Origin of the sequence: Streptomyces sp. NBC_01089, from assembly GCF_045162975.1 — a bacterium.
In the GTDB taxonomy this organism is placed as follows: Bacteria; Actinomycetota; Actinomycetes; order Streptomycetales; family Streptomycetaceae; genus Streptomyces.
On the sequence record NZ_CP108660.1, the window covers coordinates 6,816,889 to 6,834,731 of the forward strand.

Sequence of the window (17,843 nt, forward strand, 5' to 3'; positions counted from 1 at the left end):
GCCGGGCTTCACTGGCCGTCAGATGACCGAAGGCCGTCGATGCGCCGAATGCTTGGCATGCACACTTCCAGAATGTGGCTGTGAGCTGGTACGACAGACGTGGCGGAAATCCCGCTCAAGGAGGTTCCATGAAATTGTCCAGATTTGCGACTTTCTCATCCTCTGTTCTGCTCGCCGTCGGACTCGCCCTCACCGGGGCGGGCGCGGCTCAGGCCGCCCAACCGGCCGCATCCACCGGCTATGTGGCCCTCGGCGACTCGTACTCGGCCGGTGTCGGATCCGGCAGTTACGACAGCTCCAGCGGGGACTGCAAACGCAGCACCCTCGCGTACCCGAAACTGTGGGCGGCCGCCCACTCGCCCTCGTCGTTCGCCTTCGTCGCCTGCTCGGGCGCTCGTACGGGTGACGTTCTCTCCAGCCAGCTCTCCGCGCTGAGCTCCTCGACCGGCCTGGTCTCCCTCACCATCGGGGGCAACGACGCGGGCTTCGCCGACACCATGACCACCTGTGTGCTGAAGTCCGAGGCGACCTGTCTCGCGGCCCTCGCGACAGCCAACACCTATATCGACTCGACGCTGCCCGGCCTGCTGGACAAGGTCTACTCGGCGATCACCGCCAAGTCCCCGTCCGCGCATGTGGTCGTGCTCGGCTATCCGCGCTTCTACCAGCTCAACGGCAGCTGCGTCGCCGGGCTGAGCGAGACCGAGCGTGCCGCGATCAACTCGGCGTCCGACCATCTCAACGCGGTGACCGCCAAGCGCGCCGCCGACCACGGCTTCGCCTTCGGTGATGTCACCTCCGCCTTCTCCGGACACGAGATCTGCTCGTCCGACAGCTGGCTGCACAGCGTGAACATCCTCGATCTGACCGAGTCCTACCACCCCACGGCAGTCGGCCAGTCCGGCGGCTATCTGCCCGTGCTCACCGCACAGGACTGACACCCGTCGCAGGAGGGGAGGAGGCCCTGTACCAGGGACTCCGTCCGGTTCGGTTCCGGCCCCGTCCGGGCGGAACCGAACCGGCCAACTCTCCCTGGAACCAGATATATTCGGAGAGTTACCGTCAACCTCCGTATGGCAGAGGTGAATCCGGCGCCCGGGATACACGGGTGCCTCCCGGGGGCGATAGGGTTACTGTGCCCCGGGCCGGGTGCCCTCGTACGGGTGGGGAGTGACATGGAACAGATAACAGTGCGCAGCAGGCCACGAGTGCCTGCGATTACGTGCGGAAGCGGTGCGACCAGTTCGCGCCTCGACCGCCATCTCTCGGTGCTCGGCGGCCCTGTCGTCCCGCAGCGCGAGTCGGCAGAGGCGACGTCCCTGATGCGTGAGCTCACCTCGCGCGACGTCGCACACTCCAGGACGGGCAGGGGCGCGCGGGTGAAGCTCTTCGCCCCGCTGCGACGGCTGCGCCGCTCGCTTTTCGGCAGCCGCGGCTGAAGCTTCCGAACCGGAACAACCGAGACAACCGATCCACGATCGGGCGACCACACCGTCCCGGTGCGGCGCTGCTCACGTCCCGCCCGTCATTCCCGGGGCGTACGGTGGCGCGTCGGTGTGTTCGCCGGCTCCGGGCGACCCGGCCCCGCCACCTCTCGTGACCAGTCACTTCCGTACGAGGCATTTCCGTACCGGCCATTTCCGTACGGCATCTCAGTACGCGGCACACCGCCCACGCCCCGCTCACACCAGAGCGAACTGGCCCTCGGGCCCCTCCTCGTGGTGGTCGAGCACCGAAGCGGGGCGGCGGGCCGCCGCGGACACCGGCAGGACACCCGCCGCCTCCAGTTCGGCCCGCCCGATACACGGGCCCGCCGCCAGTTTCCGGTGCAACTCCCGCAGCGCGGGACGCAGTCCGGCCAGCAGAGCCAGCACGGTGATCAGCTCGAGCAGCTCGGAGTTCCACTCCGGGGGCCAGCCGGCCGGCCGCAGCGCCTCCAGCGTGCCGGGCTCCGCCGGAGCGGTTCTGCGCCCGAACCAGAGGTCGAGCACCCGGACACCGCCCACCGTGAAGTCCCATGCCCCGGCGGGCACCGGTGAGATGCGCCCGGTGCCGAGCAGCAGGGCCTCCTCGTCGGGGTCGTACGTGAGGGTCTCCGGCCGGGGCGGGACGGCGGCCCGCACATAGGGGCGGCGGCCGCCCGGCAGCCGGGGCCGGTCACCGCCGCGCGCCCCGCGCAGCTGGATCCGCAGCAGCTCCCGCCCCAGTTCGGCCCCTGACGACCACAGCTCGGGGTCGGCGGTCAGCGGTACGGTGCACCCGCCCGGCGCGGGAACGGCCGCGGCCACCGCCCAGGCGAGTATCTGCTCGGCGGTGGCCTCCTGCCCGTACCGGACGGTGAGCAGATCCGTCAGCCCCGGCGCGATGTTCGGCTCGGCGCCGCCCGGCCTGCGGTACAGCGGCCTGATCCGGCCCGTACGGCCCGCGGGGGAGCGGCCGTCCGGGAGCACGGCGGAGACCAGCAGCGCGGGACCCGGGTCCTCCGGGGCACCCGCCTGTCCGACGGCGAACAGCTGGTGCTGGTCGGCGACCCGCCACAGCTCCGGGCGTGCGGCGTCCAGCAGCCGGTGGTCCGGGATCAGCCACTGCTCGTCGAACGGGCCGCACCCGAGCCGTACCGGTGCGGGACACGGGCCCGACTCACGGTTGAGGCGGCCCGTCCCGCTGGGCTGTCCCGGCAGCGCCGGTACGGAACTCTCCGGCGTCCGCGCCCTGGTGGGACGGAAGAGCCGCTCCCGTCCGGGCCCGTCGGCCCGGAGCAGGGCGTCCCAGCGCGCCTTGAGCGAACGCGCGTCGGGCGCCACCACCCAGTCGCGCCCCAGCCGGGGGGACTCCACCGACCAGGGCATCAGATCGTCGAGCAGCGGAGCGTCATCGGTCACGCTCCGCATGCTAGGGCCTGTCGTCAAAGTGCCGCCTGCCTCCGGGCAACGACGGCACTTTGACGACAGGCCCCAGGGCTTTCCGTTCTGATCGGGCAGGACTCTACTTTCTGACCACCAGCAGGACGATCACCGCGATGACGATCAGTGCCGCCACCACCGCGGCGGCGATCTTGCCCTTGCTGTACGGGCGTTCGCCGATGACCTCGGCGGTCCGCGCGTTGACCATGACCTGCCAGCTCTTGCCCGCGTAGAGATACGTCAGGAACCACACGGGCAGCAGCATCAGCTTGAAGGTGAGCCCGGAGTACTGGGTGTCCACCGAGTGCACCCGCTGCTCGTCCCCGCCGATGTCGGACTTGCAGTCGCGGGTGATGACGTCGGCCATCCGCTCCTTGGCCGTCACCAGCCCGTCCTCGGGCTCCACGTCGTACCGCACGGTCTGGAAACCGGCCAGGTACTCCGGCTGGAAGGGCTTCGCCTCCTCCAGCGGCCAGGGCGTCAGCTTGTCCAGCTGCTTCTCTGCCACATGACTGGTCCCCGCGACCAGCACATCGTCGAAGTCACGGCTGACCGTCCCGGAGGCCGCGAACCAGCGGGTGCGGCGCACCTGGCGGGTCTTGGTGACGGTCTGGCCGTTCTCCTCCGTGGTGTACGTCTCGGTCACGTAGTAGTACTGACCGCGCTGGCCCCGGTAGTGCGAGACCGTCCCCGCGTCATACGTCCAGTGCGGCAGATAGCTGCCCTTGAACGTCTCCGCCTCGCTGACCTTCTTGAGGCTCGAGGGGGCGAACCAGCGGGACGACGTCCACTTGCGCAGCGCCTCACGGGCGTTGTTGCGGTCCAGACCGAAGGGCACCACCGCCTCCGGTGCCACCCGCTCGGTGGCGTCCGGCTCCGCGATCAGCGCGGTCGCACAGAACTGGCAGCGGGCGGAGAGGTCGTCGGTCTCGGTGTGCGCGGCGCAGCCGGGGCAGACATAGGTCCGCACACCGGCGGGCGCGGTGCCCCGCGGCTTGGCGGGCAGCGCGGCCAGCTCGTCCCAGCTGTGCTCGCGCACCTGGCGGGGCACCTCGGCGACCGCCTGCTCCTGGCCGCAGTACGGGCAGCGCAGTGCGCCGGAGCCCGGCGCGAACTCCACGGTGGCGCCGCACGCCTGGCACGGGTAGGAGAGGGAAGCGGACGCGGGAGCCGCGGCTGCGGCGCCCTGGTCGGCGCCGGGTCCTGTGGGGCCGTCGGTGTACTGATCGTCGGTCGTCATCGTCGCCCGGCCTCAGCCCTGCGGCGGGAGCGGCGGCGGAACGGACCCGAAGAGTCCGCTGATCCCGGGCACCTGGTCGGCGGCGAGCCAGCCCGCCATCCCGTCCTTCCAGACGAGCGTCTCGCGCGTCAGCGTGCCCGCGCCGACCAGGCCGCTCAGCGCGGCGCCGTCGTACGGCCCCTGCTGGGCGCCGTTGACCCCGATGAACCACTGGTCCTGCGCCGGCAGCGGCGGCGGGCCCGCCGCCGGAGCGGGGGCCGCGGGTGCGGCGGCCGGTGCGGGCGCCGCCTGCTGCTGTTGCTGCGGGGCGAGCCCCGCGGCCATCCGCTGACCGGCGGCCATCCCCAGGCCGAGCCCCATGCCCTCACCGACACCGCTGCCGGGGGTCCGCGCACCGGCGCCCAGTGCGTCGGCCGCCTGGAACTGGGTGTACTGGTCGAGGTTGCCCGCGATGCCCATCCGGGAGCGGGTGTCGATCGCCTGCTCCACCTCGGGCGGCAGCGAGATGTTCTCGATGATGAACTTGGGAACGGCGATACCGACCGGTGTCAGCTCCTGGGTGAGCACACCCGCCAGCTTGACGCCGATGGCCTCCTGCTGGGTCGCCAGATCCAGCATCGGCACGCCCGAGTTGGCCAGCGCGCTGCCCAGCTTGCCGACGATCAGCTGGCGCAGGTACTCCTGCACCTCCTCGGTGCGGAACTGCGGGTCGGTGCCCGCCAGCTCGCGCAGCAGCGCCGCCGGATCCACGACCCGGGCGGCGAAGGCGCCGAAGGCCCGGAGCCGCACCATGCCGAACTCGGGGTCGCGGACGATGACCGGGTTCTGCGTGCCCCACTTCATGTCGGTGAACTGACGCGTGGTGACGAAGTAGACCTCGGCCTTGAACGGCGAGTCGAACCCGTACTTCCAGCCCTTCAGCGTGGAGAGCAACGGCAGGTTCTGCGTCTGCAGTGTGTAGGTGCCGGGCTGGAAGACGTCCGCGATCCGGCCCTCGTTGACGAAGACCGCCGTCTGCGACTCGCGCACGACGAGCCTGGCGCCCATCTTGATCTCGTTGTCATGACGCGGGAAGCGCCACACGATGGTGTCCCGGCTGTCGTCGGTCCACTCGACGATGTCAATGAATTCCCCGCGGATGCTGTCGAACAGCCCCATGGAACCTCCCCCGCTCTCGTTCGCACGCCTCTCCTGACACGCCTGGGAACGATAGCAACCGGCTCGGACACCTGGTCGAGGCCGTCCACAGGCCGCCGCCACCAGCCCTTTCCGGGCCGCCGCTGAGCCGCGGTCCGGGGGTGCCTCCACCGGAACGGAGGGTTCGGGGTGCCCCCACCGTCACGGCGAATTCAAGGTGCTTCCACCGTCACCGAGAAGGAGAACTTGTCGCCCCGGTACCGGATCCGGGCCACATCCACGACCTGGCCCGCCTCGTCGTACGTCACCCCCGTGTAGTGCAGGATCGGCGAGAGCAGCGGAACCTGGAGAAGTTCGGCCGTCACCGGGTCCGCCAGCCGGGCCTCGATCGTGTCGGTGATCCGGCTGATCCGTACCCCCACCTCGTCGCGCAGGACCTTGGTCATCGGCCAGCGCTCCAGATCGCTGATCCGGACGGCGGCGGCGATCTCCGGACGGAGCGCGTTCTGCGCCCAGTTGGTCGGCTCGCCGCTCTCGCCGTCGCAGCGCAGCCGGGTGTAGTCGACTATCTCGTCGAGACCGGGGAAGTGCTCGGTGAACTCGCCGGGCACCGGGGCCGGGCCGTGGCCGAGCACGGTCGTCCGCTCGCCCGACTGCTGGGCGACGATCGCGTCGATCGACCCCAGCAGACGGCGCGGAGCGCTCGGCCGTGCGCCGGGGTCGATGAAGGTCCCGCGCCGCCTGTGCCGGGTGATCAGGCCCTCGGTCTCCAGCTCCTTGAGGGCCTGGCGCATGGTGAGCACACTGACGCGGTAGTGCCCGGCCAGCTGCTCCTCGGTGGGCAGCCGCAGCGGATCCTGCGGACGGCGGCCCAGTATCGACGCCCGCAGCGACTGCGAGACCTGGTACCAGAGGGGCAGGCGGCGGTTCAGGACCAGCGAGTCGGGCGCGAAGGCGGTCACGTGGGTCTCCGTACGTACGGAAGGTCGGCCGTGCCGGCACCGGGCGGCCGGTGATCTTCGACCGTACCGTGTGTCCGAGTACCGCAGTGTCCGAGTACCGCAGTGTCCGAGTACCGCAGTGTCCGAGTACCGCGGTGTTCGAGTGCCGAGGTGTCCGAGCACCGCGGTGTCCGAGTGCCGTTCAGCCTTCCCAGTGCCTGGCCAGTCCCTGCCACACCTGGTCGTAACCGGTCTGCAGATGACCGGCCCCCGCCGCCTGCGCGGTCGCCGTCACCGGCCAGCGCGTCTCGAACATGAAGGCCAGCCCGTCGTCGATCTTCTGCGGCCGGAGCTCGGCGGCGGACGCCCGCTCGAAGGTCTCCCGGTCCGGCCCGTGCGCGGACATCATGTTGTGCAGGGAGCCGCCGCCCGGTACGAAACCGCCCTTGCCCGCCGTCTTCGCGTCGTAGGCGCCCTCGATCAGCCCCATGTACTCGCTCATCACATTGCGGTGGAAGTACGGCGGCCGGAAGGTGTCCTCGCCGACCAGCCAGCGCGGTGCGAAGACCACGAAGTCGACACCGGCGAGCCCCTGGGTGTCGGACGGGGACGTCAGCACCGTGAAGATCGACGGGTCCGGGTGGTCGTAGCTGATGGAGCCCAGCACATTGAACCGGTGCAGGTCGTAGACGTACGGCACATGGCTGCCGTGCCAGGCCACCACGTCCAGCGGTGAGTGGTCGTACTCGGCTGCCCAGAGATTGCCGCAGTACTTGTTGACCACCTGGACCGGGCGCCCGGCGCCGCCGTCGTCCTCGTAGGCGGCCACCGGGGCCAGGAAGTCCCGTGCGTTCGCCAGGCCGTTGGCGCCGATCGGGCCGAGGTCGGGGAGCTGGAAGGGGCGGCCGTAGTTCTCGCAGACGTAGCCGCGGACCGTCCCGTCCAACAGCTCGACGCGGAACCGCACCCCGCGCGGGATCAGCGCGATCTGGCCGGGCCGCACGCCCAGCAGCCCCAGCTCCGTACGGATGAGGAGTCCGCCGCTCTCCGGGACGATCAGCAGCTCACCGTCGGAGTCGCTGAACACCCGCCCGGTCATGGGGGAGTTGGCGTGGTAGAGGTGCACGGCCATCCCGGAGCGCCTGCTCGCGTCGCCGTTGCCGCCCAGGGTCCACAGGCCGGCCAGGAAGTCCGTGCCGGGCGCCGGCTCGGGAAGCGGGTCCCAGCGCAGCCGGTTGGGGTCGGGCACCGTCTCGGTGAACGGCGCGCCGCGCACCGTGCCGTTGTCGATCCGTACGAAGGGCGGGTGGGCGGCGGACGGCCTGATCCGGTAGAGCCAGGAGCGCCGGTTGTGCGCGCGGGGCTCGGTGAACGCGGAGCCGCTGAGCTGCTCCGCGTAGAGCCCGAGGGGCGCGCGCTGCGGCGAGTTCCGGCCATGGGGCAGGGCGCCGGGCACCGCCTCCGTGCTGTGCTCGTTGCCGAAACCCGGGGCGTACACCAAGGCGTCGGCCGTCTCCCTGGCCCGCTCGATCTCTTCGGCCCGCTCGATCTCTCTGGCCTGCTCGGTGGTCGTCATCGCTCGCTCCCGGTGCCGAAAGAATCCTATGCTCAACAGTAGGATTGCGCTTACCGTCCGTCAACGGGGAGAAACCGGCGGCGACAGCGCGCCGGGGCATGATGGAGCGCATGTCCGATCCGCACGCGCTCCGGCGCGTCCCCGTACAGCAACGCAGTGCCGAGCGGCTGGCCCGGATACTCGACGCCTGCGCGGAAATCCTCGACGAGGACGGCTACGAGCAGCTCACCACCCGTGCCGTCGCCGCGCGGGCGGCCGTGCCCATCGGCTCCGTCTACCGCTTCTTCGGAAACAAGCGCGCGATGGCGGACGCCCTGGCCCAGCGCAATCTGGACGGCTACGCGGCCCGGATCACCGAGCGGCTCACCACGCTCCCCGCGGCCGACTGGCGCGGGGTGATCGACGCCGTACTGGACGAGTACCTGGCCATGCGGCGGACGGTGCCCGGCTTCGCCTTCGTCGACTTCGGCGGCCCGGCGCCGCTGGACGAACCCAACCCGAAGGTCGCCGACCGCCTCAGCGAACTGCTCGCGTCCCACCTCGGCAGGGCCGCCGACAGCAGACTGCGCCGCAAGGTGCTCGTCGGTGTCGAGGCGACCGACGCACTGCTCCAACTCGCCTTCCGCGCCGAGCCGTCGGGGGACGCCGGGCTGATCGCCGAGGTGAGGGAGCTGCTGCACGCGTATCTCGGGCCGGTACTCGACTAGGAGCACACAGCCTCTCGTACCAGGGGTAGAGCCTCTGGCGCGCGCCCGGCGGCGCTCCGTACACCGGTGATGAGCTGAGCGTGCGGATTGGTCGGTTCGAGCCATTCCCAACCCGTCGGCGACCGGATAGTTTTTCGCCCCAGTGGTCACTTCTGGCCACAGCAGCCGTCGCGCTGACCGCCCCGGACGGAATGCCATGTCGCGAGCCATCTCCCTGCACAGCATCTCCAAGACGTACGACCGTGGCGTGCGCGCCGTCGACCGGGTCTCCCTCGATGTCGCGCCCGGCGAGTTCCTCGTACTGCTCGGGCCCTCCGGGTGCGGGAAGTCGACGGTCCTGCGCATGGTGGCGGGACTCGAGGACATCTCCGACGGCGATCTGCTCCTGGACGGCGAGTACGCCAACCATCTGCCGCCCGGCCGGCGCGGGATGGCCATGGTCTTCCAGAACTTCGCGCTCTACCCGAGCATGACGAGCCGCGACAACATCGGGTTCCCGCTGCGCTTCGAGGCGCCGGGCGAGGACAGCGGCCCCCGGGTCGAGGCGACCGCCAGGATGCTCGGGATCGAGGACCTCCTCGACCGCTACCCGGGCCAGCTCTCCGGCGGTGAGCGGCAGCGCGTGGCGATGGGACGGGCCATCTCGCGCCGTCCTTCGGTCTTCCTGATGGACGAGCCGCTGTCGAACCTCGACGCCAAGCTGCGCAACCATCTGCGGGCCGAAATCGCGCACCTCACCCGCGAGTTGGGCGTGACGACCATCTACGTCACGCACGACCAGTCCGAGGCGATGTCGCTGGGCGACCGGGTCGCCGTACTGCGCGGCGGGGTGCTCCAGCAGGTCAGCAGCCCCCGGGACGCCTACGGGCTGCCGGAGAACGTCTTCGTCGCCGCGTTCATCGGCACCCCGCACATCAACCTGCTGCAGGCCGTGGTGCACGCGCCGCTGGACGGCGCGATGTCGATCGACCTGGGCAGACAGCGGCTGCGGCTGTCCGAACCGCTCTCCACCGACCACCAGCTGCTGCGGATCCAGCAGGGCAGGCAGCTCTTCGTGGGGCTGCGCTCGGAGGCCGTACGGATCGCGGCGCCCAGCCAGGCGCGCCCCGGCGAGGTGGCGATCAGCGGCCTGGTCGAGCACATGGAGTACCAGGGCCACGAGGCGCTCGTCCACCTCAACACCGGCTCGCGGCCCGCCGTCGTACCGGAGCTGGAGTCGCCCCGCACCGCCCCGGCGCCGCGCCGCCGCAGAAGCGGACCGGCGCCCGGGGTGCTGACCCGGATCAGGGGGCGCGCGGGACAGCGCGGCCCCGGCCGGGTGGGGGTGCTCGACGCGCCGGCGCCGCCGTCCCGCCCGGCGGCGTACGACTCCGGGCGCCCCACGCTCGGCTCGGGCGATCTGGTCGTCCGCACCAGCCCCGACCTGCGGGTCCGGACGGGCGCGCAGGTGCCGCTCCTCGTCGATCTGGCCCATCTGTACGTCTTCGACCACCACGGGCGCCGGATCTGCCCCGCGCCGGGGGACCAGCCCGGCCTGGACCAGGGGCCGCTCTGACGGCCGGTGCCGGCACCCGGTGCCTGGCGCCGGGAAACTAACATCGCTAGTTTGTGCGGTGACGGTCACCGCTCGGCACCCCCACGGCGCCGTGTCGGTACGGCACAGACACCGGCAGGCTCTGGAGGAGTGCGATGAAGGCCCACGACGGCATGTACATCGGCGGCGAGTGGCGGCCCGCCGCGGGCCGGGACACGATCGCGGTGGTGAACCCCGCCGACGAGCAGGTCATCGGCCACGTCCCGGCCGGTACCCCGGAGGACGTCGACGCGGCGGTACGGGCGGCCCGTGCGGCCTTCCCCGGCTGGGCCGCGACCGCGCCCGCCGAACGCGCCGCCAGGATCGGCGCCCTGCGCGATGTGCTGGTCGCTCGCCGGGACGAGATCGCGGAGACCGTCACCGCCGAGCTGGGCGCACCCCTGCAGTTCTCCCAGCTCGTGCACGCCGGGGTGCCCGCGCTGGTCGCCGGTTCGTACGCGGAACTGGCCGCCACGCACCCCTTCGACGAGAGGGTCGGCAACTCCACCGTCCTGTCCGAGCCGGTCGGTGTCGTCGGCGCGATCACCCCCTGGAACTACCCGCTGCACCAGATCGTCGCCAAGGTGGCCCCGGCGCTCGCCGCGGGCTGCACCGTCGTCCTGAAGCCGGCCGAGGACACCCCGCTGACGGCGCAGCTGTTCGCCGAGGCGACCGCGGAAGCGGGGCTGCCCGCCGGAGTGTTCAACCTGGTCACCGGGGTCGGGACGGTCGCGGGCCAGGCCCTGGCCGGGCACGACGGCGTGGACCTGGTCTCCTTCACCGGCTCCACCGCGGTCGGCCGCCAGATCGGCGCGGTCGCGGGCGCGGCCGTCAAACGCGTCGCCCTGGAACTGGGCGGCAAGTCCGCCAATGTCATCCTGCCCAGCGCCGACCTGGCCAAGGCGGTGGGCGTCGGCGTCGCCAACGTCATGGGCAACTCCGGCCAGACGTGCAGCGCCTGGACCCGGATGCTGGTCCACCGCGATCAGTACGACGAGGCGGTCGCCCTCGCGGCGACCGCTGCCGCCAAGTACGTCCCTGGCGAGCGGCTGGGCCCGCTGGTCAACGCCAAGCAGCTGGACCGTGTCCGCGGCTACATCGAGAAGGGCGTGGCGGAGGGTGCCAGGCTCGTCGCGGGCGGCGCCGAACCGCCGCTGGAGCGGGGGTACTACGTCAGCCCGACCGTCTTCGCCGATGTCACCCCCGACATGACCATCGCGCAGGAGGAGATCTTCGGCCCGGTCGTCTCGGTCATCGCCTACGAGGACGAGGAGGACGCCCTGCGTATCGCCAACGGCACCGTCTACGGCCTCGCGGGCGCGGTCTGGGCCGGTGAGGAGAGCGAGGCGGTGGCCTTCGCCCGGCGGATGGACACCGGCCAGGTCGACATCAACGGCGGGCGCTTCAACCCGCTGGCACCGTTCGGCGGTTACAAGCAGTCGGGCGTCGGCCGCGAGCTCGGCTCGCACGGCCTCGCCGAGTACCTCCAGACCAAGTCCCTGCAGTTCTGAGCCCGGGAGCACCGCTCATGGTCCGCGCAGCCGTCCTGTCCGCCGTCGGGTCCCCCCTGGAGATCACCGGCATCGAACTGCCCGAGCCCGGCCCCGGCCAGGTCCGGGTCCGCCTCGCCGCCGCCGGGGTCTGCCACTCCGACCTCTCGCTGGCCAACGGCACCATGCGGGTGCCGGTCCCCGCGGTCCTCGGCCACGAGGGCGCGGGCACCGTCGTCTCGGTGGGGGACGGTGTCACCCATGTCGCCCCCGGCGACGGTGTCGTCCTCAACTGGGCGCCGTCCTGCGGGACATGCCACGCCTGCTCGCTCGGGGAGGTGTGGCTCTGCGCCGAAGCGCTGTCGGGGGCGGGCCGTATCCACGCCCGTACCGCCGACGGAACGGATCTCCATCCTGGCCTGAACGTCGCGGCGTTCGCCGAGGAGACCGTCGTCGCCGCGGACTGCGTCCTGCCGGTGCCCGACGGCATCCCGCTCACCGACGCGGCGCTGCTCGGCTGCGCGGTCCTCACCGGGTACGGCGCTGTCCACCACTCGGCGCGGGTCCGCGCGGGGGAGACGGTCGCGGTCTTCGGCGTGGGCGGTGTCGGCCTCGCGACGCTGCAGTCCGCGCGGATCGCGGGGGCGTCGGCGATCGTCGCGGTGGATGTCTCGCCGGCGAAGGAGGAGCTGGCGCGGGCCGCCGGGGCCACCGATTTCGTGGTGGCCTCCGGCACGACGGCCAAGGACATCCGCCGGCTGACGGGCGGCCACGGCGTGGACGCAGCGGTCGAGTGCGTGGGCCGCGCGGAGACGATCCGTACGGCCTGGGAGTCGACGCGGCGCGGCGGCCGTACGACGGTGGTCGGCATCGGCGGCAAGGACCAGCAGGTCACGTTCAACGCCCTGGAGCTCTTCCACTGGGGCCGTACGCTGTCGGGCTGCGTCTACGGCAACTCCGACCCTGCACAGGATCTGCCGGTGCTCGCCGGGCACATCAGGGCGGGGCGGCTCGACGTCGGGGCGATGGTGACGGAGCGGATCGGCCTGGAGGGAATCCCCGGCGCGTTCGAGAACATGCTGGCGGGCAAGGGCGGCCGGGCGCTGGTGGTCTTCGGCCAGGACTCCTGACGGCGGGGCGCCCGCGCCGTACGCGTCAGCCCTTGTCCCGTACCGGCCTGACGGCGGTGAACTGCAGGGCCAGACCGTCCACCAGCGCCCTGAGCCCGGTCTCGAAGGCGCCGTTGTCGACCTTCTGCCGGTGCTCGGCGAGCAGATGCGCCTGGCCGAGGTGCGGATAGTCGGCGGGGTCGTAGGCCGTCTCGTCGTCGACGAATCCGCGTGCGAACGAGCCGAGCGCCGAGCCGGTCACGAAGTACCGCATCAGCGCCCCGATGTACGTCGCCTGGGCGGGCGGCCACCCCGCGCGGACCATCGCGCCGAAGACCGCGTCGGCCACCCGCAGCCCCGCCGGGCGCCGTCCGGGGCCGCCGGCCAGCACCGGGACGATGTTGGGGTGGTCGCTGAGCGCCGCCCGGTAGGAGACGGCCCAGTCGTGCAGCGCGGTGCGCCAGTCGCGTTCGTCGCTCTCGTCGAACATCGACAGATCGACCTGCGCGGAGACGGCGTCGGCGACCGCTTCCAGGATCTCGTCCTTGGTGGCGAAGTGGTTGTAGAGCGAGGGCCCGCTGACCCCCAGCTCGGCCGCGAGCCGCCGGGTGGAGACGGCGGCGAGCCCCTCGGAGTCCACGAGCGCGCTCGCGGCGGTGACGATGCGCTCCCTGCTGAGGAGGGGCTTGCGTGGGCGGGCCATGGCGCACATAGTAGGGCTGCCACCGAGAAACTAGCAGCGCTAATTTAAATGAGGTGCCCGATGAACCTGGAGCTCAGTGAGGAGCAGTCCGCGGTACGGCGGCTCGCCGAGGACTTCGTCGCCCGGGAGATCACGCCGCACGTCGTGGAGTGGGACCGCGCCGAGAGCGTCGACCGCTCCGTGGTGGGCAAGCTCGGCGCGCTGGGCTTCCTCGGGCTGACCGTGCCCGAGGAGTACGGCGGCTCCGGCGGCGACCACCTCTCGTACTGCCTGGTCACCGAGGAGCTGGGCCGCGGTGACTCGTCGGTGCGCGGCATCGTCTCGGTCTCGCTGGGTCTGGTGGCCAAGACCATCGCGCACTGGGGCGACGAGGAGCAGAAGCGGCGCTGGCTGCCCGGCCTCACATCCGGCGAGCTGATCGGCTGCTTCGGCCTCACCGAGCCGGGCACCGGCTCCGACGCGGGCAACCTCACGACGAGGGCGGTCCGGGACACCGGCTCCGGCGACTACGTCATCAACGGCTCCAAGATGTTCATCACCAACGGCACCTGGGCCGATGTGGTGCTGCTCTTCGCCCGCTCCACCGACGCCCCGGGCCACCGGGGCATCTCGGCGTTCCTGGTCCCCACCGACACCCCCGGCCTCAGCCGCCGCACCGTCCACGGCAAGCTCGGGCTGCGCGGCCAGGCGACGGCCGAGCTGGTCCTCGACGATGTACGGGTCCCGGCGTCGGCGATGCTGGCACCCGAGGGCAAGGGCTTCTCGGTCGCCATGTCGGCGCTGGCCAAGGGCCGGATGTCGGTCGCCGCCGGCTGTGTGGGCATCGCGCAGGCCGCGCTCGACTGCGCGGTGAAGTACGCCACCGAACGCGAGCAGTTCGGCCGGACGATCGCCCACCACCAGCTCATCCAGGAACTGATCACCGACATCTCGGTGGACGTGGACGCCGCCCGGCTGCTCACCTGGCGGGTCGCCGATCTGATCGACCGCGGCGAGCCCTTCGCCACCGAGTCCTCCAAGGCGAAGCTGTTCGCTTCGGAGGCCGCCGTACGGGCCGCGAACAACGCCCTCCAGGTCTTCGGCGGCTACGGGTACATCGACGAGTACCCGGCGGGGAAGCTGCTGCGCGACGCCCGGGTCATGACGCTGTACGAGGGCACCAGCCAGATCCAGAAGCTGGTCATCGGCCGTGCGCTCACCGGGGTCTCCGCCTTCTGAGCCGCCTTTGAGCCGACTCCGATCCGCCTCTGAGCCGTCTTCCGGGCCGCGCCGGGTGAGTACCCGCGCTGAGTAGCCGTGCGGATGTGGCGGGTGCCACATCCGCACGATGCTGTCCCCATGAGTGACACACCGGTCAGACAGCAGAACACCGCCGCGTACTACGGCCAGGCCGTCGCGTCCTTCGCGGTCGCCCTGGCGGCCATGGCCCTGGGCATCCTCAACCTGGACGTCGACGTCTGGGTGCGTGCCTTCCTCGGTCTCGGGCTCCTCTACCTCACGACATCCGCCTTCACCCTCGCCAAGGTCATCAGGGACCGCCAGGAGGCCGGCCAGATCGTGACCCGGGTCGACCAGGCCCGGCTGGAGAAGCTCCTCGCCGAGCACGACCCGTTCCAGAAGCTCTGACGGCCACGCCTCCGCCAGTGCCCCGAGGGGTCCTAAGCGCTTGCTCACCTTCGGGGTATGGTGTGCGTCCTGCAGCGGCGGCGCTGCGTCATGGGCGGAAGGGGCGAGCGATGGGCACGGCTGAGGAGACGGCGGGCGGCGAGGAGCCGTGGGCGGAGGTCGGCCCCGAGGCCGCCAGGCGGCTGCTCGTCGCCGCGGTCGAGGCTTTCGCCGAACGCGGCTACCACGCGACGACCACCCGCGACATCGCCGGCCGCGCCGGGATGAGCCCGGCCGCGCTCTACATCCACTACAAGACCAAGGAAGAGCTGCTCCACCGGATCAGCCGGATCGGCCACGAGAAGGCGCTGGAGATCCTGGAGACGGCGGCGGACGGCCCGGGCACCGCGGCGGAACGGCTCGCGGCGGCCGTCCGCTCCTTCGTCCGCTGGCACGCCGGGCACCACACGACGGCGCGGGTCGTCCAGTACGAACTCGACGCGCTCGGCGACGATCACCGTACCGAGATCGTGGAACTCCGCAGGCGCAGCGACGACGCCGTGCGGCGCATCATCGACGACGGTGTGCAGACGGGGGAGTTCGACGTCCCGTACGTCGCCGGGACCGCGCTGGCCGTGCTGTCGCTCTGCATCGACGTGGCGCGCTGGTTCAACGTGGAGGGCCGCCGCACGCCCGACGAGGTCGGCGTGTTCTACGCCGACCTCGTCCTGCGGATGGTCTCCGCCCGGACGTAGCGGGACCCGGAGCCGGAGCCCGGAGCCGGCTCGGAAGTACGGGCCGATCAGTCGTACCCGCTCAGCAGCAGTTCAGAAGTAGTAGCGGGAGACCGACTCCGCCACGCACACCGGCTTGTCGCCGCCCTCGCGCTCCACCGTGACGGCGGCCGTCACCTGCACGCCCCCGCCCGCCTCGGACACGTCCGTCAGGACGGCCGTGGCCCGCAGCCGTGAGCCGACCGGCACCGTCGCGGGGAAGCGCACCTTGTTGGTGCCGTAGTTGATGCCCATCTTCATCCCCTCGACCCGCATGATCTGCGGGACGAGCGTGGGCAGCAGCGACAGGGTCAGATAGCCGTGCGCGATGGTCGTGCCGAACGGGCCGTCGGCGGCCTTGGCCGGGTCGACATGGATCCACTGGTGGTCACCCGTGGCGTCCGCGAAGAGATCGATCCGCTTCTGGTCGATCTCCAGCCAGTCGCTCGGCCCCAGCTGCTCACCGATCCCGGCGCGCAGCTCATCGGCGGATGTGAAGATCCTCGGCTCTGCCATGCGTGATCCTGCCTTTCCCAACGGTCCCGGCGGCCGGCGGCGCTCCGGCGGCCCAGTGCGGTGCCCAAGCGCAGTGTCCAAGCGCTTGCTCAGCTTTCTCGCTCAGCATCGTCAACCGGCCCGTCCCTGTCAACGACCGGCCGCACAGCCGGTCGTTGACAGGGACGGGCCGGTTGACAGGGGCCGGGACGGCAGCCGGGGCGGCGGGCGGGCGGGGCAGTAGGCTTCGCGGAGTGCCGCACATTCCAGAGAAGATCCATGAGCTCACGGTCGGCCAGCTCTCCGCACGGAGTGGCGCGGCCGTCTCCGCCCTGCACTTCTACGAGAGCAAGGGGCTGATCACCAGCCGCAGGACGAGCGGCAACCAGCGCCGCTACACCAGGGACGCGCTGCGCCGCGTCGCCTTCGTCCGCGCGGCGCAGCGGGTCGGCATCCCGCTCGCCACGATCCGGGACGCGCTGGCCGAACTGCCCGACGAGCGCACACCCAACCGCGAGGACTGGGCGCGCCTCTCCGCCGCCTGGCGCTCCGAGCTCGACCGGCGCATCGCCCAGCTCGGCGCCCTGCGCGACCACCTCACCGACTGCATCGGCTGCGGCTGTCTGTCGCTGGAGAACTGCGTCCTGTCCAACCCGGACGACGTGTTCGGTGACCGGATGACCGGTTCGAGGCTGCTCCCCGGCCCGGCTCCGGAGGACGGGACCGGCTGACGGCGGCGCCGCACTCCGGTCGCCGGGGCCGCTGTTGCCGCCGACCGTCGTAGCCGTCGTCGTTGTAGCCGTCGTAGCCGTCGTAGCCGTCGTAGCCGTCGTAGCCGTCGTAGCGGGATTCTCAGGCAGCCGAAGCCAGTGGTGAGTGATGGGCGCCGCGCGCGCGGGCCAGCGCGCCGGCGGTGAGGACGGGCTGCGGTACGAGGATCCCGCAGCGGCTGCACACCGGCCCCGACCACGGCTCACGGCCGCCCCGCGAGGTCCAGGTGATCGTCTTCTCCGTGCACACCGGGCAGGCGCCGGCCGGATCGGCCCTGAGGGCGGAAATCAGCCGCCGCAGAACCTCCGCCAGGGGCCGGTTCGGGTGGACCGCGGGGTCCCCGCACCAGGCCACACCGCAGCCGCCCCAGGTGCGCCGGTGCCAGTCGTCGAAGGCGCCGGGACGCCGTATCCCGTCGTGCTTCTCGCGCTTGCGCCGCTCGGCGAACTCCGCCTCGTAGGCGAGCCAGACGGTCCGCGCCTCTTCCAGTTCGTCGAGCGCGGCCACCAGCCGCGCCGGATCGGGGGCCCGGTCCTCGGGCCCGATGTGATGCCTGGCACACAGATGATCCCAGGTCGCCCTGTGTCCGTACGGGGCAAACCTCTCCAGACACTTGCGCAGCGAATACCGCCGCAGGGCAAGGTCGTGGTGGGGATCGCGCACCTGTCTCGCGAGACTCCGGAAACCGGCCATCGCGCTGCCACCTCCGTCGCTGAATACTCCTGCGTCAGTGAATGGACGTACGGCTACCCGATTCGGCTCCATCGAATTCCCGATGGCTGCCATCACCGATGCGACCGCTCCCGCACCTGTGTGGTGA

The 17,843-nt window shown here is 71.4% G+C and carries 18 protein-coding genes; 10 read left to right on the top strand and 8 right to left on the bottom strand.

The window, feature by feature from the left end; all coding sequences use genetic code 11:
• The first annotated feature begins 128 nt into the window (after positions 1 to 128).
• Complete coding sequence (locus OG510_RS30625) at positions 129 to 938, top strand: SGNH/GDSL hydrolase family protein (protein ID WP_406141061.1); 810 nt, start codon at positions 129 to 131, stop codon at positions 936 to 938.
• 237 nt (positions 939 to 1,175) lie between these two features.
• Complete coding sequence (locus OG510_RS30630; protein ID WP_164267539.1) at positions 1,176 to 1,439, top strand: hypothetical protein; 264 nt, start codon at positions 1,176 to 1,178, stop codon at positions 1,437 to 1,439.
• Positions 1,440 to 1,682: 243 nt separating this feature from the next.
• On the opposite strand, the gene OG510_RS30635 is transcribed toward OG510_RS30630, so the two are convergent.
• The 5 genes from OG510_RS30635 to hmgA all read right to left on the bottom strand — a co-directional run bounded on the left by OG510_RS30635 (position 1,683) and on the right by hmgA (position 7,797).
• On the bottom strand, positions 1,683 to 2,891 hold the full coding sequence (locus OG510_RS30635) for a type ISP restriction/modification enzyme (protein WP_406141063.1): 1,209 nt from the start codon (positions 2,889 to 2,891) through the stop codon (positions 1,683 to 1,685).
• Positions 2,892 to 2,985: 94 nt separating this feature from the next.
• Positions 2,986 to 4,143, bottom strand: a complete 1,158-nt coding sequence (locus tag OG510_RS30640) for a hypothetical protein (protein WP_406141064.1) — start codon at positions 4,141 to 4,143, stop codon at positions 2,986 to 2,988.
• A gap of 12 nt (positions 4,144 to 4,155) precedes the next feature.
• Positions 4,156 to 5,301, bottom strand: a complete 1,146-nt coding sequence (locus OG510_RS30645) for an SPFH domain-containing protein (protein ID WP_406141065.1) — start codon at positions 5,299 to 5,301, stop codon at positions 4,156 to 4,158.
• A gap of 191 nt (positions 5,302 to 5,492) precedes the next feature.
• A complete protein-coding gene (locus tag OG510_RS30650; RefSeq protein WP_406141066.1) occupies positions 5,493 to 6,242 on the bottom strand; it encodes a GntR family transcriptional regulator in 750 nt (249 codons plus the stop codon).
• 181 nt (positions 6,243 to 6,423) lie between these two features.
• Positions 6,424 to 7,797, bottom strand: coding sequence for a homogentisate 1,2-dioxygenase (hmgA, locus tag OG510_RS30655; RefSeq protein ID WP_406141068.1), 1,374 nt, complete (start codon positions 7,795 to 7,797; stop codon positions 6,424 to 6,426).
• Between the two features lie 101 nt (positions 7,798 to 7,898).
• On the opposite strand from hmgA, the gene OG510_RS30660 reads away from it, so the two are divergent.
• The 4 genes from OG510_RS30660 (at position 7,899) to OG510_RS30675 (ending at position 12,697) form a co-directional block, all read left to right on the top strand.
• Positions 7,899 to 8,504, top strand: a complete 606-nt coding sequence (locus OG510_RS30660) for a TetR family transcriptional regulator (protein WP_406142638.1) — start codon at positions 7,899 to 7,901, stop codon at positions 8,502 to 8,504.
• Positions 8,505 to 8,700: 196 nt separating this feature from the next.
• On the top strand, positions 8,701 to 10,059 hold the full coding sequence (locus OG510_RS30665) for an ABC transporter ATP-binding protein (protein ID WP_406141069.1): 1,359 nt from the start codon (positions 8,701 to 8,703) through the stop codon (positions 10,057 to 10,059).
• A 134-nt stretch (positions 10,060 to 10,193) separates the two neighbouring features.
• A complete protein-coding gene (locus OG510_RS30670; protein WP_406141071.1) occupies positions 10,194 to 11,588 on the top strand; it encodes an aldehyde dehydrogenase family protein in 1,395 nt (464 codons plus the stop codon).
• Between the two features lie 17 nt (positions 11,589 to 11,605).
• Positions 11,606 to 12,697, top strand: coding sequence for a Zn-dependent alcohol dehydrogenase (locus OG510_RS30675; protein WP_406141073.1), 1,092 nt, complete (start codon positions 11,606 to 11,608; stop codon positions 12,695 to 12,697).
• A 25-nt stretch (positions 12,698 to 12,722) separates the two neighbouring features.
• On the opposite strand, the gene OG510_RS30680 is transcribed toward OG510_RS30675, so the two are convergent.
• Complete coding sequence (locus OG510_RS30680) at positions 12,723 to 13,379, bottom strand: TetR/AcrR family transcriptional regulator (RefSeq protein ID WP_406141075.1); 657 nt, start codon at positions 13,377 to 13,379, stop codon at positions 12,723 to 12,725.
• 60 nt (positions 13,380 to 13,439) lie between these two features.
• Between OG510_RS30680 and OG510_RS30685 the strand changes: the two genes are divergently transcribed.
• From OG510_RS30685 to OG510_RS30695, 3 genes are all read left to right on the top strand, one after another.
• Positions 13,440 to 14,597, top strand: coding sequence for an acyl-CoA dehydrogenase family protein (locus OG510_RS30685; RefSeq protein ID WP_406141077.1), 1,158 nt, complete (start codon positions 13,440 to 13,442; stop codon positions 14,595 to 14,597).
• A gap of 120 nt (positions 14,598 to 14,717) precedes the next feature.
• Positions 14,718 to 15,005, top strand: coding sequence for a YiaA/YiaB family inner membrane protein (locus OG510_RS30690; protein ID WP_164264041.1), 288 nt, complete (start codon positions 14,718 to 14,720; stop codon positions 15,003 to 15,005).
• A gap of 110 nt (positions 15,006 to 15,115) precedes the next feature.
• Positions 15,116 to 15,739: a TetR/AcrR family transcriptional regulator gene (locus tag OG510_RS30695; RefSeq protein WP_406141078.1), complete on the top strand. Its 624-nt coding sequence runs from the start codon at positions 15,116 to 15,118 to the stop codon at positions 15,737 to 15,739.
• Positions 15,740 to 15,811: 72 nt separating this feature from the next.
• Here the strand turns inward: OG510_RS30695 and OG510_RS30700 are convergent, their stop codons facing one another.
• Positions 15,812 to 16,273 (bottom strand): MaoC family dehydratase, encoded by a 462-nt coding sequence (locus OG510_RS30700; RefSeq protein WP_164264039.1) that lies wholly within the window; start codon positions 16,271 to 16,273, stop codon positions 15,812 to 15,814.
• A 233-nt stretch (positions 16,274 to 16,506) separates the two neighbouring features.
• On the opposite strand from OG510_RS30700, the gene soxR reads away from it, so the two are divergent.
• Positions 16,507 to 16,983, top strand: coding sequence for a redox-sensitive transcriptional activator SoxR (gene soxR, locus OG510_RS30705; protein ID WP_406141079.1), 477 nt, complete (start codon positions 16,507 to 16,509; stop codon positions 16,981 to 16,983).
• A gap of 121 nt (positions 16,984 to 17,104) precedes the next feature.
• Here soxR and OG510_RS30710 read toward each other — a convergent pair whose 3' ends face one another.
• Complete coding sequence (locus OG510_RS30710) at positions 17,105 to 17,716, bottom strand: hypothetical protein (RefSeq protein ID WP_406141081.1); 612 nt, start codon at positions 17,714 to 17,716, stop codon at positions 17,105 to 17,107.
• Between the last annotated feature and the right edge of the window lie 127 nt (positions 17,717 to 17,843).